Source organism: Mucilaginibacter mallensis, from assembly GCF_900105165.1.
Classification (GTDB): Bacteria; Bacteroidota; Bacteroidia; order Sphingobacteriales; family Sphingobacteriaceae; genus Mucilaginibacter; species Mucilaginibacter mallensis.
The window spans coordinates 1,311,910-1,330,494 of record NZ_LT629740.1; the positions used below are offsets into that span (position 1 = coordinate 1,311,910).

The following is an 18,585-nucleotide window of genomic DNA, read 5'->3' on the forward strand; positions in this document are numbered from 1 at the left end:
TTATTTGGTGATCAGATAAACGTGGTCCAATGTGGTTTGCCGGGTTGCCAGGTTTATAAATTTTAGCGACATGTTTTCCTGTGGGAAATTCGGGAAAGCTTTGATCACCTTAAAATCAGCATGCGCCTGCACTAATTGATCCATCGACTGCTGGCTCACATAAAACGCTGAACTATCCGACGGCTTAAAAGCGCTGAATTGTTCCAGTGGAACATAATCAACGGGCCTTTTGCAATAGAACTGGAAAATATTGTTCTCCATCCGCAACGAGTATAAATGATATTTATCAAAATTCTTCTGATTAGCATAATCAGCAGCAGTTATCTGCCCTTTATAAACGGTTAATTGCTCATAAAAAACGGTGTTGAGGTAAAAGTTGGCAAATAATATCACCGCGCAGCTGAGCATAAATACCCGTTTATAATCTTCCTTAATTTGGATAACAATAAGGTATATAAGTATCCCGAATATGAGGCAATCAAAAACAAAATAAAACTGGTTTACGGGTCTCATAAAGCAATTAATTGCTATTATGGCTACCGGCAGCAAAACGATGTACAGCCATTGGCCGATCAGCCTGAATTTGGTGCCAAATTTACTTAATTGCATATAGCAGTAAGGCGCAGTTATAATAGCAAACAGTGGGAAAATACTGTTGGTATAAAATGGCAGCTGAAAGCCGGAGATAGAGAACAGTAGCAATAACAATACCCCCCCGCTTAAAGCATAGTATTCTGCCAGTTTCCGTTTCAATACTATTTCTTTCAGGTTTTTGAATATGGCATAGTAAAATAACAGGCACCAGGGTGCAAATGCCCATAGCAGGGTATGCACGTAAAAAAATATATCGCCCGATTGCCGTTTAATGGGGCCACTGTTGGCAAAGCGCCCAAACTGACTATCCCAAAAAAACCATTTAATGCCCGATACATTATGCCTGCCGAAAACCAGCTTTTCGGGATGAAGATCGAACTGCACATATAGCGCATACAGCTCAGGCAGAATAAATATAGCTGTGAGCAGTATCAATACTATCCATTTAAAATTAAATAGGTGTTTTAATTTATGCTGAAATAATAGCTGCCCGAATAGTGCTCCGTAAATAGGAACAATTACAAACACACCTTTAGTCATCATGGCGCAGGCGGTAAACATGGCGGTCAATAACAGATCTATAATACTGAAGCGCTCTTCGAGGCGCGATAAATGGTAAATACTGCCTATAATTAAGCCCATTAAATAAGGTTCTGCCCTTACATCTACATTACTCATGAGGGAGTTTAGTGCCGTCATCAAAATTAAAACAGCAATGGCGGCTACTTCGAACCCATAATGTTTTTTGGTGAATAGAAAAGTGTAAACAACACTGAGTGCAAAAAAGAACAGTGCAGGCAACCGGTATGCCCAGGCGCTTATACCAAATATTTTAAAGCTGCACAGGATAACCCAAAAAGGGAAGTGCGGCTTATCAAGCCAGTCCTGGTTATAGGTGAACAGGCCCAGCAGCTCTTTTTTGTAAATGAAACTTTTAGCTATGGAGGCATATAAACCGGGATCATCCGTAAAAAACTTTACGCTGATACCAGCCAGGTTAACCACAATAGCCAAAACAAACAATAAGATGTAGAACTGCCTGTTCCTTTCTTTCATTCAGCAAAGTAAATGATATGCGCCAATATTTTTTTATTTTATTGCAGGATAATTTTGGCCAATAAAAAACCCTTGCCTCACGGCAAGGGCAAAAACTCACAACAATTGTTTAACCTTTTACGGTCAATTCCTAACTGCAATGTGGGTTTCAATTAATTCGTTCATATTTCATGCCAAATTTTAATTGTTTTGTAACAAAACCGGATATTATCAGTCATTATAAACAGCGATTGAAATTTCATTATACCTTTATACACTAATAATTAATCCCATCCTATTATGAACAGATCATTCAAATTAAAGGCTGTATTGCTTTTTGCAGTAGCCTGTATGTTTTCGGTACTAACAACTAAAGCACAGGACGCTAAAAAACCACCGCTTAGTCCACGCGACAGTGTTAGTGGCAAAGTTAACGAAGCAACCATCACTATTAACTATGGCAGCCCATCGGTAAGAGGACGCGTAATATGGGGCAAATTAGAACCATATGACACCGTTTACAGAGCCGGCGCTAATGAAGCTACCAGGTTTACTACTGACAAGCCAATTAAGGTAGAAGGTAAATCATTGCCTGCCGGTACTTATGGATTTTTTGTTATCCCAACTAAAGCAGGTGCATGGACAGTTATTTTTAACAGTGTTGCCTACCAATGGGGGGCATTTAAATATGACAAGAGCAAAGATGTTTTGCGTGTAAAAGTAAAACCAGTGACAGTTGCGATGCATGAAAGAATGATCTACACAGTAACCGATAAAGGCTTTAGCATGATCTGGGATAAATTGGAAATCCCGGTTAAAGTTAAGTAGTTACAGTAATTAGTGTTTGGTGATTAGAGATTAATAAACCATTTTTAAATTATCAAATCTCTGGGTCATCGAATAATGCTTAATAAAAAGAATAAAAATGTAGCAAAGGCAAGGATTATCACCATCATAATTCTTGCCTTTGCTCTTTTTTTACTGGGCCTGCTGGAGGATCATCCACAGTTTATTGAGCGGTATTACTCCAAAGGTGTATACCTTTTTATTTGCCGGGTTTTTCACCCGGTTTTTAATTTGCTGCCCTTTAGTGTGGGCGATGTGTTGTACCTGGTGGTTATCGGCTTTATTATCTATTACCTGGTATTGCTTATCAGGCTGTTATTTAAAAAGCAGTTTAAACAGGCCGGTATTTTATGTTTGGGGATGATAATGGGTGTGCAGATAGGCATGCTGGCCTTTTACCTGCTTTGGGGTATTAACTATTTCAGGCCATCGGCCGCGGAACGGTTAAAACTGGCGGATACCAGTTACAGCACCGAAGAACTTACCTCGCTTACCAAAATATTGATCGACAGTGCCAACGCCACCCGGGCACGTGTCACCACCGCCGATCTGCAGCAAAGCAACAGCACTATTCGTCAAACGGCGATAGGAGCCATCCGTGCCTTATCGGCTAATTCGACAGATTTTTATACCTATGATCCTGATGTAAAGCTTTCCCTGTTTACGCCGCTCATTAATATGATGGGTACATCGGGCTATTACAATCCATTTACCAGCGAGGCGCAGATGAACTACCAGATGCCCGTATTTATCCGCCCGTTTGTGGCCTGCCATGAGATGTCACACCAAATGGGTTATGGCGCCGAGGATGAAGCCAACTTCGTAGGTTTCCTGGCGGGGATAAACTCTAAGGACAGATTGCTGCGCTACTCCGCCTATCATGAAGCGGTAGATGAGTTTATGCGCGATATTTATATGCGCGATACGGTATTGAACAAACAACTAAAGCACCGTGTATCCCCAACGGTGCACCAAGATTTTGTTATTGAGTTTAACTACTGGATGGCCCACGAAAGTGAGATCAACGCTGTAAGCAGTATTTTCTACGACCAGTTCTTAAAAGCAAATAACCAGCCCCAAGGGTTGAAGACCTATAACCAGATGGTAAGGCTGGTGATATCGTGGTATAACCGGAAGAATGTTCATTAGTTCATTGGTTCATTGCATTATGTTAAGCAGACGGATTGTATGTTATATTAAATCTTTAGCTTAGCAAAAAATAGAATTATGGACGAGTTTAACAAAGAGATACAGCAAATAGCTTTAAAAAATCCCAGTGAAATTAACGGCGATCTGAGAGATTATTTCTCGCTTTTTCAAAGGGCGGATGGCTCCTATAAAATAGTATGGGAGAAGAATATATCAACCCATATCAGGCATAAAGTAACAGCGGTGGTAAAAAAACATTATATTACATCAACTAAATAAAATGTAAGGGTAATGTGTTCAGAAGATAGATTTTCTTACACTAATATTAAGTAAGGGGTCATGCTGAGGCACTCGAAGCATTCGGGTAAAGGCCTTTACGCGGTGCATAATCGTTAATGCATAGCTGGCGATGCCCAACGCACATGCTTCGAGTGCCTCAGCATGACCCCTTCTTTTAATCTTCTCAATATTTATGGTGTAACTACTCACCGCTCACTATTCACCACTCACTTAAATTATTTTGAATAAAAAAAGAGGCACAAAACTGTGCCTCTTTTTTTATTCAAAATAATTTAAAATGTTTTTATTTCACAATCGTCTTATCTTTAAATGCACAATACATTGGTAACAGCCGTAATGCCCGAGGATAAGAACAGCCACATCATACAAACAATTAAATCGTATGGTAAGAACTTGCTGGGCTTTATCCGCAGGCGCGTAAAGAACGATGCCGATGCTGAAGACATTCTGCAGGATGTTTGGTACCAGTTTAGTTCGGTCATTAATTCGGAACCGATTGAGCAAACCGGCGCATGGCTGTACAAAGTTGCTAATAACAAGATAACCGACAAGCACCGTAAAAAATCAGAGACTTTGCTTGATGATATGGTTGTTAGCAGCGATGCTGATGAGGACGACATTCCAGATTTTAAGGATATACTATTAACCGAGGCCAAAACCCCCGAAACGGAATACCTGCGCAACCTTTTTTGGGAGCAGTTATTCTTCTCGCTGGATGAACTGCCCGAAAAACAACGCCAGGTTTTTATATGGAACGAGCTGGAAGATATGTCCTTTGCTGAAATGGCCGACCTTACCGGCGACAATGTGCAAACCCTGGTATCGCGTAAGCGATATGCAGTGCTGCACCTGCGCAAGCGGCTTAAACAATTGTATGATGAGATTACACAATATTAAAAATTAAAGAAAATGAGAAAAATACTTTTTAGAGGACGATTTATATTTATACCACTGGCAGTAGCGGCCTTCCTCACGCTGATAAGTTTTGTGGTAATGCAGTTATGGAATAACCTGATGCCCGTTATTTTTCACCTTGGGGTGATCACTTTTTGGCAGGCGCTGGGTTTATTCATCCTATGCAAAATTCTATTTGGCTTTGGTAAAGGCGGCCACCGTGGTGGTTTTGGTGGCGGTGCCCCATGGATGCGCCATCGTATGGAGGAGCACTTTAAACACATGACACCGGAGCAGAAGGAAAAATTCAAACAAAAATGGAGCGAGCGCTGCGGCGGTTTTGGCGGCCCTCGTGGCAGAAGATTTGCCGACTGGGATAGTTTTACCGCTGCCGAAGAAACTCCTAAACCAACCGAATAACAATTAAAATTAACTAACACATGATTATGGATGTAATGGTATTTGTAACGAGTGTTTATAACCGCAAGGCAGTTAATAAGGTGCAACCCTTATTAACTGCCGTACCGGCTATTTCGCAATGGAATTTCGATCTGGAAGATTGCGATCATATATTAAGGGTGGTTGCCAATAATTTAAGTCCGCGTAAAGTGGAGTCATTATTGCAATCCGTTGGGTTTGATTGCCGGGAGCTGGAATACTGATGTTGTTTAGTATCCTGTTGTGGTCCAGTTGTTTATTAGTGAAAACAATTTGTATTTTTTCAATTGTAAATTGTAACAAACCGGCATAGCTTTAATCTTATACTCAATATTTCTTATATTGTGGTATAAATTTAAACCTGCCGGTACATGACCAATACTGACTCACCGCCCTTAAAACAACGCATAAATTCTATTGATACCTTGCGGGGTATGATCATGCTGATTATGGCTATCGATCATATCCGGGATTTTATTTATTACAGCGGGCCACTCGCTGATCCAACCAATATGGCTACTACTACGCCCATATTGTTTTTCACCCGGTGGATCACCCATTTTTGCGCCCCAACCTTTGTTTTCCTGAGTGGGGTATCTGCCTATCTTGCAGGCACACGGCGCACCAAAAGCGAATTAAGCGGTTTTCTTGTTAAAAGGGGACTTTGGCTTATTGTAGTTGAGTTAGTGCTTATAACCTTTGCTTTAACCCTTAATCCATTTTATAATGTATTGGTATTACAAGTGCTTTGGGCCATCGGCTTTAGCATGATCATACTGGGTTTATTGGTACGTTTGCCTTTAAAGTGGATAGCGGTTATTGGCGTGCTCATCTTTTTCGGGCATGATATCCTGGATTATATACAAGCACCTAAATCCATAGTGGAGGCTGATTTCTTAAAGCTTTTCCTTACCGCGTTCGGCGGTCTGTTCACCATAAACAGCAATCATTTTATATTTGACCTGTATGCCGTTATCCCGTGGACGGGCGTAATGCTGCTGGGCTATTGCTTGGGCTCGCTTTACCGGCCCGAATATGATCCGCAGAAAAGAAGGAAGATATTGCTGTATACTGGTCTGGCAACCTTAACTGTTTTTGTTGTTTTAAGACTAATAAACAAATATGGCGACCCTGCGCCATGGGAGGTACAGCGCAATACGGTGCACACCATAATTTCGTTCTTCAACGTAAGCAAATACCCGCCTTCGTTATTGTATTCATGTATGACGGTTGGCACAGCCCTCGTAATCCTTGCGCTAACAGAAAAGCCCCTTAATAAATTTACGTCCTTTTTAATAGTGTATGGCAATGTGCCTTTTTTTTATTATGTGCTGCATTTTTACCTGATCCGGCTCATCAATATCATCCTGTTTTTTGCCATGGGGTATAACAGCAGTCAGATCGTTACACCTAATCAGACTTTCCTGTTTAAACCGCTTTCCTTTGGGTTTCCGTTATGGGTAGTTTACCTGGTTTGGCTGGTGGTTATAGGTATATTGTATTTTCCATGTAAATGGTTCAGCAATTACAAGAGAACGCATCATCAGTGGTGGCTGAGTTATTTGTAAGTCGTCGGTGCGGACACCGACTCCGGGAGAAAAAAGAGAAAAAACCCAGGCCTGCGCGATTCCCTCCCATGGGAGGGGCAGGGAGGGGTTTCTTGAACTTTGCTAAATCTGGCGTATAAACCCCTCCCTGCCACGTCACACCCAACCGCACCCCTCCCAAAGGAGGGAATTTACTTGGCGGTGAGAATATTTGTAAAGGAATGTCTTACAATACTACCCCAGCTGTTGTAAACCGCAGATCGTTACCTGCCAGTGCCGAGGTGGCATAGCCATCGTCATTAATAAAAAGCTTTTCGTTTTCTGCTGAAATGCGCAGATCATGGGTCATGAAATCGCCAAATATGCGTATTACTGCTATTGGGGCATTTCTTTCAAGCTCGGCGGTAATGTTAAGTTGTAGGCTCATGGCGGTTTCATCATCGATCTGGTGCACATGGATAATCACATGGCCATCCGCGCCAAAAACTTTTACGCTGTTTTGTTCTGTCAAAATTTTAATCCCTGTACCCAGGGTTGTGTTATTTTTTACAATAACGCCGTTTCCGTGCATGTCCTTAATATCCAGATCAACGCTTAAAAAAGAGCCGGGCTCATTGTCATGATAAATAGAATTGATCTTTATAATCGGATTTGAGGTTTCATGATTGGCATAACTAATAACACCATGCGGAACGATATAGGCACTTGTGCCTAAAACAAAAGCGTATTTCATAATCTTTGCAATGTTTAAGTGTATTTAGTAAAACAATAAGCGGCTAAAATGTTTACGTAATTCAGTATTATTTTTGATGGGAAAGCCAAAGTAGGGGAAGGGGGTGTCATGCTGAGCGCTAGTCGAAGCATGAGCGTAAAGGCCTGCCCGCATGCTTCGACTAGCGCTCAGCATGACACCCTTGCATAAAACTTATACAGCAAATCCCCATCCACCAAAAACTCATTATATTTGACATCACTTCAGTGGCAAATTATATGGGCGAAACAGTTCCGGCTAATCAGTTAAAGTGGCTTTGTTTTTTTATTGCGATGGCTGTCGCGGTAAATTTTAGCGGCTTATTTGTTACACTTATTGCCCCCGATGCTACCCTGTATGCTACCATTGCCAAAACCATGGTGCTGCACCATAATTATGCGGATATAATCGTAAACGGTAATGACTGGCTGGATAAGCCACACTTTCCGTTTTGGGTTACGGCCTTATTTTTTAATGTTTTCGGCATCTCAACCTGGGCGTATAAGCTGCCGGGTATTTTGTTTTTGCTGATGGGGGCCATTTATACCTATCGCTTTGCAAAGGAGCTGTATAACCAGCAGGTGGCTCAGTGGTCGGTTTTAATATTACTTACTGCTGAACATATCATTATCTCCAATAACGATGTACGTGCTGAACCTTATTTAACAGGGCTCATCATCGCTTCGGTTTATCATTTTTATAGAGCCTACACCCGTAATAACTTCTGGCAATTGCTATTGGGCAGCCTGTTTACCGCCTGCGCTATCATGACTAAGGGTATGTTTGCCATTGTACCCATCGGTGGGGCAATTGTGGGGCAATTCATTATTACCAAACAATGGAAACAATTGTTTGCATGGCGCTGGTTGATAGCAATAGCTTTAGTGCTGATATTTATCATTCCGGAGCTATACTGTTTATATCGCCAATTTGATATCCATCCTGAAAAAGTGATTTTCGGACAAAAAGGCGTTTCAGGAATTAAATTTTTTTTCTGGGATAGCCAGTTCGGTCGTTTTTTTAATACCGGCCCCATAAAAGGCGGCGGTGATCCTTTCTTTTTTGTGCATACTACGCTATGGGCCTTTTTGCCTTGGTCGTTGCTGTTTTTTGTGTCGATATTCAGATTTATTAAAACTGGAGTAAAGAATGTACAGGGGCAGGAGTGGTACTGTATCAGCGGCGCTTTACTTACCTTCTTGCTATTCTCGGCATCAAAGTTCCAGTTGCCGTACTACATGAATATTGTTTTTCCGTTCTTCGCCATTATTACGGCGCAGTACCTGTATAGCGTGTCAGGTACAAAAAGCATTAAGGCCATACGTATTACGCAGGCAATAGTCATCGTATTAATGTTAGTAGTAGTATGTGCCCTGCAGTACTTTTTTGTGCCGGATAGCTTTACATGGCCCGTAATATTGTTGATATCAATAGTTTTCTTGCTGATGCTGTTTTTACCGGGAAGGTTAAACAATATCACTATGCAGGCAGTAATAGTGCGTACTGTTTTAGCGGCTGTTGTTGTGAACCTGTACATAAACCTGGCATTCTATCCATCGCTCATGAAATATCAGGCAGGTAGTCAGGCGGCCCGGTGGATAAACTGGCACAATCCCCAAAAATATCCGGTAGTACAATGTGATGAAAGTAATTGGCCCATGGAGTTTTATCTGAATCAGCCACTGATCGCCATGAATCCGGATACTATAAAAATACCGCCGGTAAATACTTTTATGCTTTATGCAAAAACTGATATTGTAAATGGCCTTGTTGCCAAAGGCTGGCACGTGCAGGTGGTAGCTGGTTTTAAAACCTACTGGGTAAGCAGGCTAAAGCCTAAGTTTTTGAATGTGAAAACAAGGGATAAGGAGTTGATTGGGATGGAGGTGGTTGTGGTGAATGGGAGATGATATAATCTCCAAGCGTCATTGCTGTAGCGAAGCAATCTGTATGCTATACAGAGAGGTTACGCACGACTGTATACTTATAGCATGGTATCGCTTTTCGCTAAGAAGTCACTTTTTGTCTTGATACAAAAAGTAACCAAAAAAATCAAGTCAGCAGAAAGGCTTCTTTGCCGCACGAGGCCATTGCCCCGCAAATCAGGCAAAACCTGGGCTGCTATATTTTTACCCCGCTATCGCTACGCACTTAGCCTTTGCGCTTCTGTAAAAATCTGCTATGCCCTGCCATTACTCACAAGGCCACCATTGTTTTGCCTGATTTCGCCCGAAGCTGTTCTACTGACGGGAAGGGGGAGAAGGGGAGAAAAGAAAAAGCGCAGGGCCCTGACAACAAGGGCGGGCCAGCGTAGAGGCGGGAATGACGGTTTAGTTTTTTGTGTGATGTGAAGGTACGAAGTACCGGAACAGCGAAAAAAGCGTAAAGAATCGGCAGGGCGGGTGGAAGCATCCTTGTTGTCTTGATTTTTTGTTTCTTTTGTATCAAGACAAAAGAAATAGGCCTTAGCGGCTATGAGCGATACCAAGCGATTCAATAGACAAGCAATCCGTTCTGTACAGTCGGGGATTGCCACGTCGTTCCTCCTCGCAATGACGATTGGGTCAAATTTTTGAGTCAATAATCTCCACCATCTTCGCCACATCCCCCGGCTCCAGCCAGATAAACTCTTTATCCTTATTAAACCATGTTAACTGCCTTTTGGCAAAGTGACGGGTGTTTTGTTTGATGAGTTCGCGGGCCCTGTTCAAATCAATCGTTCCGTCAAAATAATCAAACAACTCGCTGTAACCAACAGTATTTAACGCGTTTAAATGGCGATAGGGTAGCAGTGCTTTTACTTCATCAATCAAACCCTGCTCAACCATGATATCAACACGCTGGTTGATACGCTGGTAGAGTATTTCACGGGGCAGGTTCAGTCCGAATTTGATGATATTGAAGGGGCGCTTGTTTATAGCTGATGTACGGAATGATGAAAATGGTTTGCCCGTAGTTTCAAAAACTTCGAGTGCGCGAATGAGGCGTTGAGGATTATTGAGATCAACCTGTGTATAATATTCAGGGTCTGCGGATTTAAGTTGCTCCTGTAAATAATGGATACCTTTTTCAGTGAAATCCTGGTTCAGGCGGTGGCGGATAGCGGGATCGGCAGTTGGCAGGTCATCAAAGCCTTCGCAAATGGCTTTAATATATAAGCCTGAACCACCTGCCAGTATAACTACATCATGCTGCTTAAAAAGCTCATTCAGCAAAGTTAAAGCCTCTTTTTCAAAATCGCCAACGCTAAAACTTTCTGTTATAGAATGAGAATCAATAAAATAATGCTTAGCAGTAGCTAACTCATCAGCATTGGGTTTGGCCGTACCGATAGACATCTCCCGGAAAAACTGCCGTGAATCGGCCGAAACCACAACCGTGTTATAATGATTAGCCAGCCGTATAGCTGTATCCGTTTTACCAACAGCTGTAGGCCCGGCGATAACGATGAGGGTTTTGTTGGTGGGGAGTTGATGGTTCATAGTTCATGGTTCATGGTTCATGGTAGCGCAATAGTTTATAGTTTTAATCATGCAAATTCATGCTATGAACTATGAACCATCAACTATGAACTAACAATTAATAATCATCATGCGATTTGCCGTCATCCTCAAAGCCTTCATTATCTGAAAACTCACTGCCGAACTCATCTTCTTCCTCATCATCACCGCCATGTGCAATTTCATCGCTGTCTACTACACCTTCATCATCAGTAACTTCGGTCAGATCTTCTGCATCTTCGGGGTTAAAACCCATTTCATCAAACAGATCGAAATCTTCGTTTGCAGCAGGTAAGGCTGTTGGGTTAAAGGAGTTGCCAAATTGTTTTGGAGCTTCGCCAACTGCTTTAATAACCGCAGGGTAGGTAACACCTGGTGCATCATCTAAAATGATCTTCATCAGTTCAACGTGAAAATCAAAAGGACGGTCGAAATTGAAAGTATAGTAAAACTTTTGGTGCGGATCATCAATAAAGCTGCTCAGTTTCACTTTTTCCATCAGTGATACGCCACGGTCGGTACGCCTTTGATTGGGCATATAGGTGATCTCTTCACCTTTTGTCCATTGGTCGTTACTGATATAAAAAGAAGAAGAATATTCGGGATTGTAACCTGTCGACTGATGAATAGCGCGATGAAGGTCCTCGAAAGTTTGATTTGATTTAACATCAATCTCTCTCATTACATCATCGTAGTCTTCAAAAGTAACCCTGAACCTGTATAGTGCCATTGTTTAAATAAGTGGAATTTTAAGCAAAAATAATATTTTAATTTTTAATTTATCCCCATTTATGGGTATTGGGTATTTGATTGGAGGATTTTGTACAGAAATCCTGTCACCAAAAATTCTAAAGCGTTGCCACAACTTTTAAGCCAATTTCTTCGCCTTTTAAAATTGTGTATGCAATTGCTGCTTCGCGCTCATTGGGAATTTCACCTTCAAGTATGGCTTCCCGTATCTGATTTTTAATAATTCCCACCTCGCGGCCCTCTTTTATACCAAAAAGCTGCATTATATCGGTGCCGGTAATGGGTGGCTGCCAGTTTCTTATATTATCACGTTCCTCAACATCTTTTAATTTTTGTATAACGAGGTCGAAATTCTGGCGGTATTTTTTTACTTTATATTCGTTTTTTGTCGTAATGTCTGCTTTACACAACAGCATCAGTCCTTCAATATCATCGCCTGCCTCAAAAAGCAGACGGCGTACCGCCGAATCTGTCACAATTGACTGCGATAATACGATTGGGCGCAAATGCAGCTGCACCAGTTTTTGCACCAGCTTCATTTTTTCGTTCAGGGGCAGTTTTAATTGGGCAAAGATCTTGGGCACCATGCGTGCGCCGCGGTCCTCGTGGCCGTGGAACGTCCACCCGTGGCCCTGTTCAAAGCGTTTGGTGGCAGGTTTGGCGATATCATGCAATATGGCAGCCCAGCGGAGCCAAAGGTCGTCAGTGGTTTCGCAAATGTTATCTAAAACCTGCAGGGTGTGGTAAAAATTATCCTTATGACCCCGGCCGTCAATATAATCAACGCCGTAAAGCGCTACCATTTGCGGGAATATTTTGTGCAGCAGGCCGGTATCAAACAAATAGTTAAAGCCGATGGATGGTTTTGGTGACAGGATGATCTTATTCAATTCATCCGTTATGCGCTCCTGCGATACAATGCTGATCCTGTCGGTATTGCTTTTTATGGCAGTTACCGCGATGTCATCTATCCTGAAATTCAGCTGAGATGCAAAACGAATGGCCCTCATCATGCGCAGGGGATCATCCGAAAAAGTTTCAACCGGGTTAAGCGGCGTGCGGATGAGTTTCTGCTCCAGATCGGCCATGCCTTCGAACGGGTCTAGTAATTCGCCGAAAGTGTCGGGATGTAGGGATATGGCCAGCGCGTTGATGGTAAAATCGCGGCGTTTTTGGTCATCCTCCAGGGTGCCGTTTTCAACTATGGGTTTTCTCGAATCCAGGCGGTATGATTCTTTACGCGCGCCAACAAATTCAACCTCCAGATCCTGGTATTTTAGTTGGGCGGTGCCGAAATTTTTAAATACGGCCAGTTTAACATTCAGCTTTTTAGCTACTTTTTCAGCAAAATCAATACCGTTGCCTATCACCACAATATCAGTATCCTTTGAAGGGCGGTTCAGGAAAATATCGCGCACAAAACCGCCGATGACATAGGCCTGTAAGTTATGCTCGCCGGCAATTTTTGATATGGTATTGAATATAGAATGCTGAAGGTGTTGTTTCATGTAATGAGGCAAAATTAACAAATTATTCTGGCGCTCATTTGTAATAATAGTTTTTACCCTCTCTTCTGCAATCGGCAAAGGGGGTAAGGTAGTTTTAATATCCAAAAAGTCGGTGTCATGCTGAGTGCTAGTCGAAGCATATGGGCAGGCCTTTACGCTCATACTTCGACTAGCGCTCAGCATGACACCCCTAGCTTTTATGTCATTGCGAGGAGGAACGACGAAGCAACCTCGTCGCGTTCAATATCCAAGCGACGAGATTGCCGCGCTATCGCTCGCAATGACAAGTTTTATACTTCTTATCTCCTTATAAACTCAAAACTCCCGTTAGGATCCAGCCGCATAATGGTTGACGGGTTTTTAATTTCCATGCTGTGCTGATCAATATCAACCACATAATCAACGCCATCTATGATCTCCTGGTCAATCTGTGAAAAATATTGAGGTGATGGTTTGCCGCTGATATTAGCCGAGGTAGATACCAAAGGTTTACGCATCCGTTGTATTAATTGCTGACAAAACTCGTTACTGCTTACGCGTACACCAACACTGCCATCACCAGCTATTAATGCCGGGGAGATGTTTTTAGCGCCGGGCATAACCAGGGTCAAGGGATTTTCGGCAAACTCAATCAGGTCGTAAGCTATTTCGGGCACTTCGGCTATATAGCTTTGCAGTTTGTTATCATTATCCAGCAAAATTATCATGCTTTTTGCTTCATCGCGCTGTTTAAGGCGATAGATCTTTTTCACGGCCTCTGTATTGGTAGCATCGCAGCCTATACCCCAAATGGTATCGGTAGGATAGAGGATAATACCGCCATCCTGTATTATTTTAAAAGCTTTGGCAACTTCGTCTTTGAGCATATTTTATAAATTTTTGTACAGTTGCATTAACTGTGCAGATAGTTTATCCTGTGCAAAGTTAGCAGCATATTGCAAACCTTGCGCTATCATATTTTGCTTTAAGGCATTATCGCTAAGTATAAGGCTGACTTTTTCGGCGAGATCCTTTTCATCATCAGGGTTTACATATAAACTATGCGGCCCACCAGCTTCTTCCAGACAAGAGCCTGTTGCCGCAATTACAGGTACACCCGAATTTAATGCCTCTAAAACCGGCAGTCCGAAACCCTCATATCTTGATGGATAGATAAATGCCGATGCCAGCTGATAAATAGCGGGCAGATCGGCAAATTCCACGTCATGCAAAAAGATGGCGCGGTTAATTAAATTATTAGCGGTGAGATATTGTTTTACCTCATCTAAATATTTTGTTGGTCGGCCTACAACCACCAGTGGAATAACATCAACATATTTTAACGCCTTTGCGAGCAGTAATAAGTTTTTTCGTGGTTCAATAGTACCTACACTTAATAGGAATTGTGCGGGCAAATTATATTTTGATGAAGCAGCTTCTTTTTGTTCCTCGCTTTGGGTGATAGTAAAAATTGGATCAATGCTTTGATAGATTACTTCAATCTTAACGGCATCTGTGCCCAGTAATTCTATAATATCGTCCTTTGTTTTTTGGCTGATGGCGACGATCTTGTCGGCAACCTTGCAGGCGTATTTAACTTTTGCCTCGTAAATTTTCCGGCTTATAATGCCGAAGTTACCCGGCAGGCGCATAAATATCAGATCGTGAATGGTAACTACTGATCTGATGCCGCTTTTATCTGTGCCCGATGGCAGCTCATGACTTAGGCCATGATAAATTTCAATGCCATCGCGCTTCAGATCCTTAACAATTCCTTTGCTGCGCCACCATGAGGTGAAGAATTTGCTTTCGGGAGTTATGGTTATCAGATTTTTATATTGGCTTAAAAAACTAAGCCGGGAATTGAGCTTTATACGGGGAGTGTAGAGGAAATATTCATTACCAGGATAATGCGCTGCTATGGCCTTTATTAACCAGCGACTGTAATTGCCCAGTCCCGTGTTATTTAAGAAAGCCCGCTTGGCATCGTAACCTATTTTCATTTTGTGCACATTATTATAGTTCCCCTCTTGAGAGGGGGTGCGTCGGCGAGTGCGGGAGCAGGGGTGTGTAAAATTGTAGAACACACCCCTGCCCCCTCTCAAGAGGGGAATCGCACAAACCCTTTAGCACCTATACTGCAACATTATTCACCCTTAACGCATCGTTAAGTGATGTTTTTTTATCGGTTGATTCCTTGCGCTGGCCAATGATCAGGGCGCATGGTACGTGGTATATGCCACCCGGAAACTCTTTTGGATAACTACCTGGTATAACTACCGAACGGGCAGGTACACGGCCCTTGTATTCAATCGGCTTTTCGTGGGTAACATCAATAATTTTTGTTGAGGCGGTTAAAACCACGTTAGCGCCTAAAACGGCTTCGCTCTCCACATGCACACCTTCAACCACAATGGCTCTTGAACCTAAAAAGCAGTTGTCCTCAATAATTACCGGAGATGCCTGTATGGGCTCTAAAACGCCACCAATGCCCACACCGCCGCTCAGGTGGCAATGCTTGCCTATCTGCGCGCATGAGCCTACGGTTGCCCAGGTATCAACCATGGTGCCTTCATCAACATAAGCGCCAATGTTTACATATGACGGCATCATAATAACACCTTTTGCAAGGTAAGCGCCATAACGGGCCAAACCATGCGGTACTACACGAACACCATTTTCTTTATAATCGGTTTTTAATGCCATTTTATCGTGGAAAACAAAAGGGCCAACCTTAATTTCTTCCATTTTGCGGATAGGGAAATACAATATAACGGCTTTCTTTATCCATTCATTAGTATGCCAGCGGTTGCCAATAAGTTCGGCTACGCGTATATCACCTTTATCAAGGCGCTCAATAACGGTTTCAACGGCGTTGCTGTAATCCTTATAGTCTAATAGCTTCCTGTCTTCCCAGGCATCTTCAATTAATTTTTTTAGGTCTTGCATCGTAAAAATTAAACTTTTGGCAAATTAAGCGATTTTTAGGGAAATACTGAACCGTTGATTGTTTTTGATTTTAGGATTGGGCTGATTGCAGCTGTCTGAACCGCAATTTATTGAATTTAAGAATCGACAGAATTCAGAAAATTCTTTAATTCAATAAATTCGGGTTCAGAGTTTGGGCGTTGCCTGCGGCCCGGGCTCTCCGCTCATACGGCTGCAGGCCTTAACCCCGGGGCCGGTATCCGCTGTGATCCCTAACGCGGGAGTAGTTTTAAACTACTAGCATAGGAGTTCGAAGTCGGGAGACTTCGAACAGCGCATAACCTTAGCATGCGTAGAGACGCAAAATATTACGTCTCTACATCAAGAGCCAGAGAATCAGTACTGTTAGGAATAAACTGATTCACAGAAAGGTATATGCCACACCACATCCTGCAAATCAATAAAATCCAATAAATCCTGGTTCTCTTCTCCATTCATTTGTCACATTGTCATATTGGCAGACGAATGATTGTGGCAAGCAATTTGAATAGTATATATTTGTATTACAAAATTTAAAAATAAATATCATGGCTTTAGAAATAACAGATGCAAACTTTGAGGAGCTTGTTCTTAAATCAGATAAACCAGTACTAATTGATTTTTGGGCTGAATGGTGTGGTCCTTGTCGTATGGTTGGTCCGGTAGTTGAAGAAATTGCAAAGGAATATGAAGGCAAAGCAGTTGTAGGCAAAGTTAACGTCGACAATAACCCGGGTATATCAATGAAATTTGGTATCCGTAACATCCCTGCCTTATTATACTTTAAGAACGGCGAAATTGTTGACAAACAAATCGGCGCTGTTCCAAAATCAATATTAGCCGGCAAATTATCTGCTCAGTTATAATTTAAGCTTCTATAAAGCATAAAAAATAAATGAAAGCGTTACATATCCTGTAACGCTTTTTTTGTATTCAATAATTATTTAAAGAGTAGTCTCTGTGCTACCTTGCGTGTTTTCTTAGTGTACTTTGTGGTAGAAATTAACCACAAAGAGCCCGAAGACTTTCACAGAGGGACACTAAGGTTTTTGTACAATTTACCATGCCGAAATTAAACGACGATCAGGAAATAAGGCAACTGGCCAATCTTGAACTACTGGCCCGCCAGGTGGTTGAGGGCTTTATTACCGGCCTGCACCAGAGCCCATTCCATGGCTTTTCAGTTGAATTTGCTGAACACCGCTTGTATAATAATGGAGAATCGGTAAAAAATATCGACTGGAAATTACTGGCCCGTACCGATAAGCTATTTGTAAAGCAGTTTGAAGAGGAAACCAACCTGCGCTGTTTTCTGCTATTGGATACCTCATCAAGCATGAACTTTCCGGAGAAGGGTACCAGCAAATTACAGTTTTCCATTTACGCGGTGGCATCGCTCATGTACCTGTTTAAAAAACAGCGCGATGCGTTTGGTTTGTGCCTGTTCTCAGATAAGATCGACTGGATCAGCGCGGCTAAATCAACCAATACACACCTGTTCTATTTATATGCTGAGCTGGAAAATGCTTATAATCAGCCTAAAGCGAACACCAACACCAATATAACTGATGTACTGCATCACATGGCACAGGAGGTTCACCAGCGCTCCATGATCATTATTTTTAGCGATATGCTGGAGAATAATTTGAGTGACGAAAAACTGCAGGCACTGTTCGCGGCTATTCAGCATTTAAAATACAATAAGCACGAAGTGGTGATATTTAACGTGAACGACAAGCAAAAAGAGCTGGATTTTAACTTTGATAACCGCCCACACCATTTTATTGATATGGAGAGCGGCGAGCAGGTAAAGGTGCATCCGGGTAAGATCAGGGAGGCTTATTTGTCGTCATTGGCGCACTACAAAAATCAGCTGAAACTTAAATGTGCACAATATAACATCGATTTGATTGATGCTAATATTGAGGATGGTTACAGCAATATTTTAAAGGCTTATCTTATCAAGAGAAATAAGATGGTGTAAAGGTAACCCTCTTTCCGGCTTGCCGGAGAGAGGGTGGTCGAGCGCAGCAACGACCGGGTGAGTCGACGGAGGGGGTAGGATGCGTTAGTGATAGCAGCAGATACCGGCCTCGTGACTAATGCCTGTGTGCGTATGAGCGGATAGCACGGCCGAAGGCAGCGCCCCAAATTTCTGAACCGGAATTTTTTGAATTAAGGAATTAGCAGAATTCTATAAATTCTCTAATTCAAGAAATTCGGGTTCAGAAATTATTGAATTATAATAGAAGAAACTTCAACGCGCTCCGCTAACTCACCCCGACTACGCTGCGCTGGTCGACCCTCTCTTCGCTGCGCGCAAAGAG

The 18,585-nt window shown here is 42.2% G+C and carries 18 protein-coding genes; 10 read left to right on the top strand and 8 right to left on the bottom strand.

Going from position 1 to position 18,585, the window contains the following annotated elements; translation table 11 throughout:
- Positions 1 to 1,650: an ArnT family glycosyltransferase gene (locus BLU33_RS05415; protein WP_091370112.1), complete on the bottom strand. Its 1,650-nt coding sequence runs from the start codon at positions 1,648 to 1,650 to the stop codon at positions 1 to 3.
- 279 nt (positions 1,651 to 1,929) lie between these two features.
- On the opposite strand from BLU33_RS05415, the gene BLU33_RS05420 reads away from it, so the two are divergent.
- The 7 genes from BLU33_RS05420 to BLU33_RS05450 all read left to right on the top strand — a co-directional run bounded on the left by BLU33_RS05420 (position 1,930) and on the right by BLU33_RS05450 (position 6,824).
- A complete protein-coding gene (locus tag BLU33_RS05420; RefSeq protein ID WP_091370114.1) occupies positions 1,930 to 2,457 on the top strand; it encodes a DUF2911 domain-containing protein in 528 nt (175 codons plus the stop codon).
- A gap of 75 nt (positions 2,458 to 2,532) precedes the next feature.
- Entirely contained in the window at positions 2,533 to 3,624 is a 1,092-nt protein-coding gene (locus BLU33_RS05425; RefSeq protein WP_091370115.1) for a DUF3810 domain-containing protein, read from the top strand.
- Positions 3,625 to 3,702: 78 nt separating this feature from the next.
- Positions 3,703 to 3,903 (top strand): hypothetical protein, encoded by a 201-nt coding sequence (locus tag BLU33_RS05430; RefSeq protein WP_091370117.1) that lies wholly within the window; start codon positions 3,703 to 3,705, stop codon positions 3,901 to 3,903.
- Positions 3,904 to 4,233: 330 nt separating this feature from the next.
- Positions 4,234 to 4,821 (top strand): RNA polymerase sigma factor, encoded by a 588-nt coding sequence (locus BLU33_RS05435; protein ID WP_232009404.1) that lies wholly within the window; start codon positions 4,234 to 4,236, stop codon positions 4,819 to 4,821.
- Between the two features lie 12 nt (positions 4,822 to 4,833).
- Positions 4,834 to 5,238, top strand: coding sequence for a hypothetical protein (locus BLU33_RS05440; protein WP_157682059.1), 405 nt, complete (start codon positions 4,834 to 4,836; stop codon positions 5,236 to 5,238).
- Positions 5,239 to 5,264: 26 nt separating this feature from the next.
- Positions 5,265 to 5,480 (top strand): hypothetical protein, encoded by a 216-nt coding sequence (locus BLU33_RS05445; protein ID WP_197684565.1) that lies wholly within the window; start codon positions 5,265 to 5,267, stop codon positions 5,478 to 5,480.
- Between the two features lie 147 nt (positions 5,481 to 5,627).
- Entirely contained in the window at positions 5,628 to 6,824 is a 1,197-nt protein-coding gene (locus BLU33_RS05450) for a DUF1624 domain-containing protein (protein ID WP_091370123.1), read from the top strand.
- A gap of 205 nt (positions 6,825 to 7,029) precedes the next feature.
- Here BLU33_RS05450 and BLU33_RS05455 read toward each other — a convergent pair whose 3' ends face one another.
- Entirely contained in the window at positions 7,030 to 7,536 is a 507-nt protein-coding gene (locus tag BLU33_RS05455; RefSeq protein ID WP_091370124.1) for a hypothetical protein, read from the bottom strand.
- A 257-nt stretch (positions 7,537 to 7,793) separates the two neighbouring features.
- Here BLU33_RS05455 and BLU33_RS05460 point away from each other — a divergent pair, with 257 nt between their 5' ends.
- Positions 7,794 to 9,464, top strand: coding sequence for an ArnT family glycosyltransferase (locus BLU33_RS05460; RefSeq protein WP_091370126.1), 1,671 nt, complete (start codon positions 7,794 to 7,796; stop codon positions 9,462 to 9,464).
- Positions 9,465 to 10,118: 654 nt separating this feature from the next.
- Here BLU33_RS05460 and miaA read toward each other — a convergent pair.
- The 6 genes from miaA to BLU33_RS05485 all read right to left on the bottom strand — a co-directional run bounded on the left by miaA (position 10,119) and on the right by BLU33_RS05485 (position 16,240).
- Entirely contained in the window at positions 10,119 to 11,036 is a 918-nt protein-coding gene (gene miaA / locus BLU33_RS05465) for a tRNA (adenosine(37)-N6)-dimethylallyltransferase MiaA (protein WP_091370129.1), read from the bottom strand.
- Between the two features lie 97 nt (positions 11,037 to 11,133).
- Positions 11,134 to 11,784, bottom strand: coding sequence for an IS1096 element passenger TnpR family protein (locus BLU33_RS05470; protein ID WP_091370131.1), 651 nt, complete (start codon positions 11,782 to 11,784; stop codon positions 11,134 to 11,136).
- 118 nt (positions 11,785 to 11,902) lie between these two features.
- Positions 11,903 to 13,312 (bottom strand): CCA tRNA nucleotidyltransferase, encoded by a 1,410-nt coding sequence (locus BLU33_RS05475; protein ID WP_091380244.1) that lies wholly within the window; start codon positions 13,310 to 13,312, stop codon positions 11,903 to 11,905.
- Between the two features lie 299 nt (positions 13,313 to 13,611).
- Complete coding sequence (locus BLU33_RS25285; protein WP_172829216.1) at positions 13,612 to 14,178, bottom strand: L-threonylcarbamoyladenylate synthase; 567 nt, start codon at positions 14,176 to 14,178, stop codon at positions 13,612 to 13,614.
- Positions 14,179 to 14,181: 3 nt separating this feature from the next.
- Positions 14,182 to 15,294: a glycosyltransferase family 4 protein gene (locus BLU33_RS05480; RefSeq protein ID WP_172829217.1), complete on the bottom strand. Its 1,113-nt coding sequence runs from the start codon at positions 15,292 to 15,294 to the stop codon at positions 14,182 to 14,184.
- 130 nt (positions 15,295 to 15,424) lie between these two features.
- Positions 15,425 to 16,240, bottom strand: coding sequence for a 2,3,4,5-tetrahydropyridine-2,6-dicarboxylate N-succinyltransferase (locus BLU33_RS05485; RefSeq protein ID WP_091370132.1), 816 nt, complete (start codon positions 16,238 to 16,240; stop codon positions 15,425 to 15,427).
- A gap of 566 nt (positions 16,241 to 16,806) precedes the next feature.
- Here BLU33_RS05485 and trxA point away from each other — a divergent pair.
- Entirely contained in the window at positions 16,807 to 17,124 is a 318-nt protein-coding gene (gene trxA / locus BLU33_RS05490; RefSeq protein WP_091370134.1) for a thioredoxin, read from the top strand.
- 197 nt (positions 17,125 to 17,321) lie between these two features.
- Positions 17,322 to 18,242 (top strand): DUF58 domain-containing protein, encoded by a 921-nt coding sequence (locus BLU33_RS05495; RefSeq protein WP_091370136.1) that lies wholly within the window; start codon positions 17,322 to 17,324, stop codon positions 18,240 to 18,242.
- The last annotated feature ends 343 nt before the right edge of the window (positions 18,243 to 18,585 follow it).

Excerpts from the sequence above, each read along its gene's own strand:
- BLU33_RS05415 (WP_091370112.1), bottom strand. The coding sequence starts at position 1,650 with ATGAAAGAAAGGAACAGGCAGTTCTACATCTTATTGTTTGTTTTGGCT.
- BLU33_RS05420 (WP_091370114.1), top strand. The coding sequence starts at position 1,930 with ATGAACAGATCATTCAAATTAAAGGCTGTATTGCTTTTTGCAGTAGCC.
- BLU33_RS05425 (WP_091370115.1), top strand. The coding sequence starts at position 2,533 with ATGCTTAATAAAAAGAATAAAAATGTAGCAAAGGCAAGGATTATCACC.
- BLU33_RS05430 (WP_091370117.1), top strand. The coding sequence starts at position 3,703 with ATGGACGAGTTTAACAAAGAGATACAGCAAATAGCTTTAAAAAATCCC.
- BLU33_RS05435 (WP_232009404.1), top strand. The coding sequence starts at position 4,234 with ATGCACAATACATTGGTAACAGCCGTAATGCCCGAGGATAAGAACAGC.
- BLU33_RS05440 (WP_157682059.1), top strand. The coding sequence starts at position 4,834 with ATGAGAAAAATACTTTTTAGAGGACGATTTATATTTATACCACTGGCA.
- BLU33_RS05445 (WP_197684565.1), top strand. The coding sequence starts at position 5,265 with ATGGATGTAATGGTATTTGTAACGAGTGTTTATAACCGCAAGGCAGTT.
- BLU33_RS05450 (WP_091370123.1), top strand. The coding sequence starts at position 5,628 with ATGACCAATACTGACTCACCGCCCTTAAAACAACGCATAAATTCTATT.
- BLU33_RS05455 (WP_091370124.1), bottom strand. The coding sequence starts at position 7,536 with ATGAAATACGCTTTTGTTTTAGGCACAAGTGCCTATATCGTTCCGCAT.
- BLU33_RS05460 (WP_091370126.1), top strand. The coding sequence starts at position 7,794 with ATGGGCGAAACAGTTCCGGCTAATCAGTTAAAGTGGCTTTGTTTTTTT.
- miaA (WP_091370129.1), bottom strand. The coding sequence starts at position 11,036 with ATGAACCATCAACTCCCCACCAACAAAACCCTCATCGTTATCGCCGGG.
- BLU33_RS05470 (WP_091370131.1), bottom strand. The coding sequence starts at position 11,784 with ATGGCACTATACAGGTTCAGGGTTACTTTTGAAGACTACGATGATGTA.
- BLU33_RS05475 (WP_091380244.1), bottom strand. The coding sequence starts at position 13,312 with ATGAAACAACACCTTCAGCATTCTATATTCAATACCATATCAAAAATT.
- BLU33_RS25285 (WP_172829216.1), bottom strand. The coding sequence starts at position 14,178 with ATGCTCAAAGACGAAGTTGCCAAAGCTTTTAAAATAATACAGGATGGC.
- BLU33_RS05480 (WP_172829217.1), bottom strand. The coding sequence starts at position 15,294 with ATGAAAATAGGTTACGATGCCAAGCGGGCTTTCTTAAATAACACGGGA.
- BLU33_RS05485 (WP_091370132.1), bottom strand. The coding sequence starts at position 16,240 with ATGCAAGACCTAAAAAAATTAATTGAAGATGCCTGGGAAGACAGGAAG.
- trxA (WP_091370134.1), top strand. The coding sequence starts at position 16,807 with ATGGCTTTAGAAATAACAGATGCAAACTTTGAGGAGCTTGTTCTTAAA.
- BLU33_RS05495 (WP_091370136.1), top strand. The coding sequence starts at position 17,322 with ATGCCGAAATTAAACGACGATCAGGAAATAAGGCAACTGGCCAATCTT.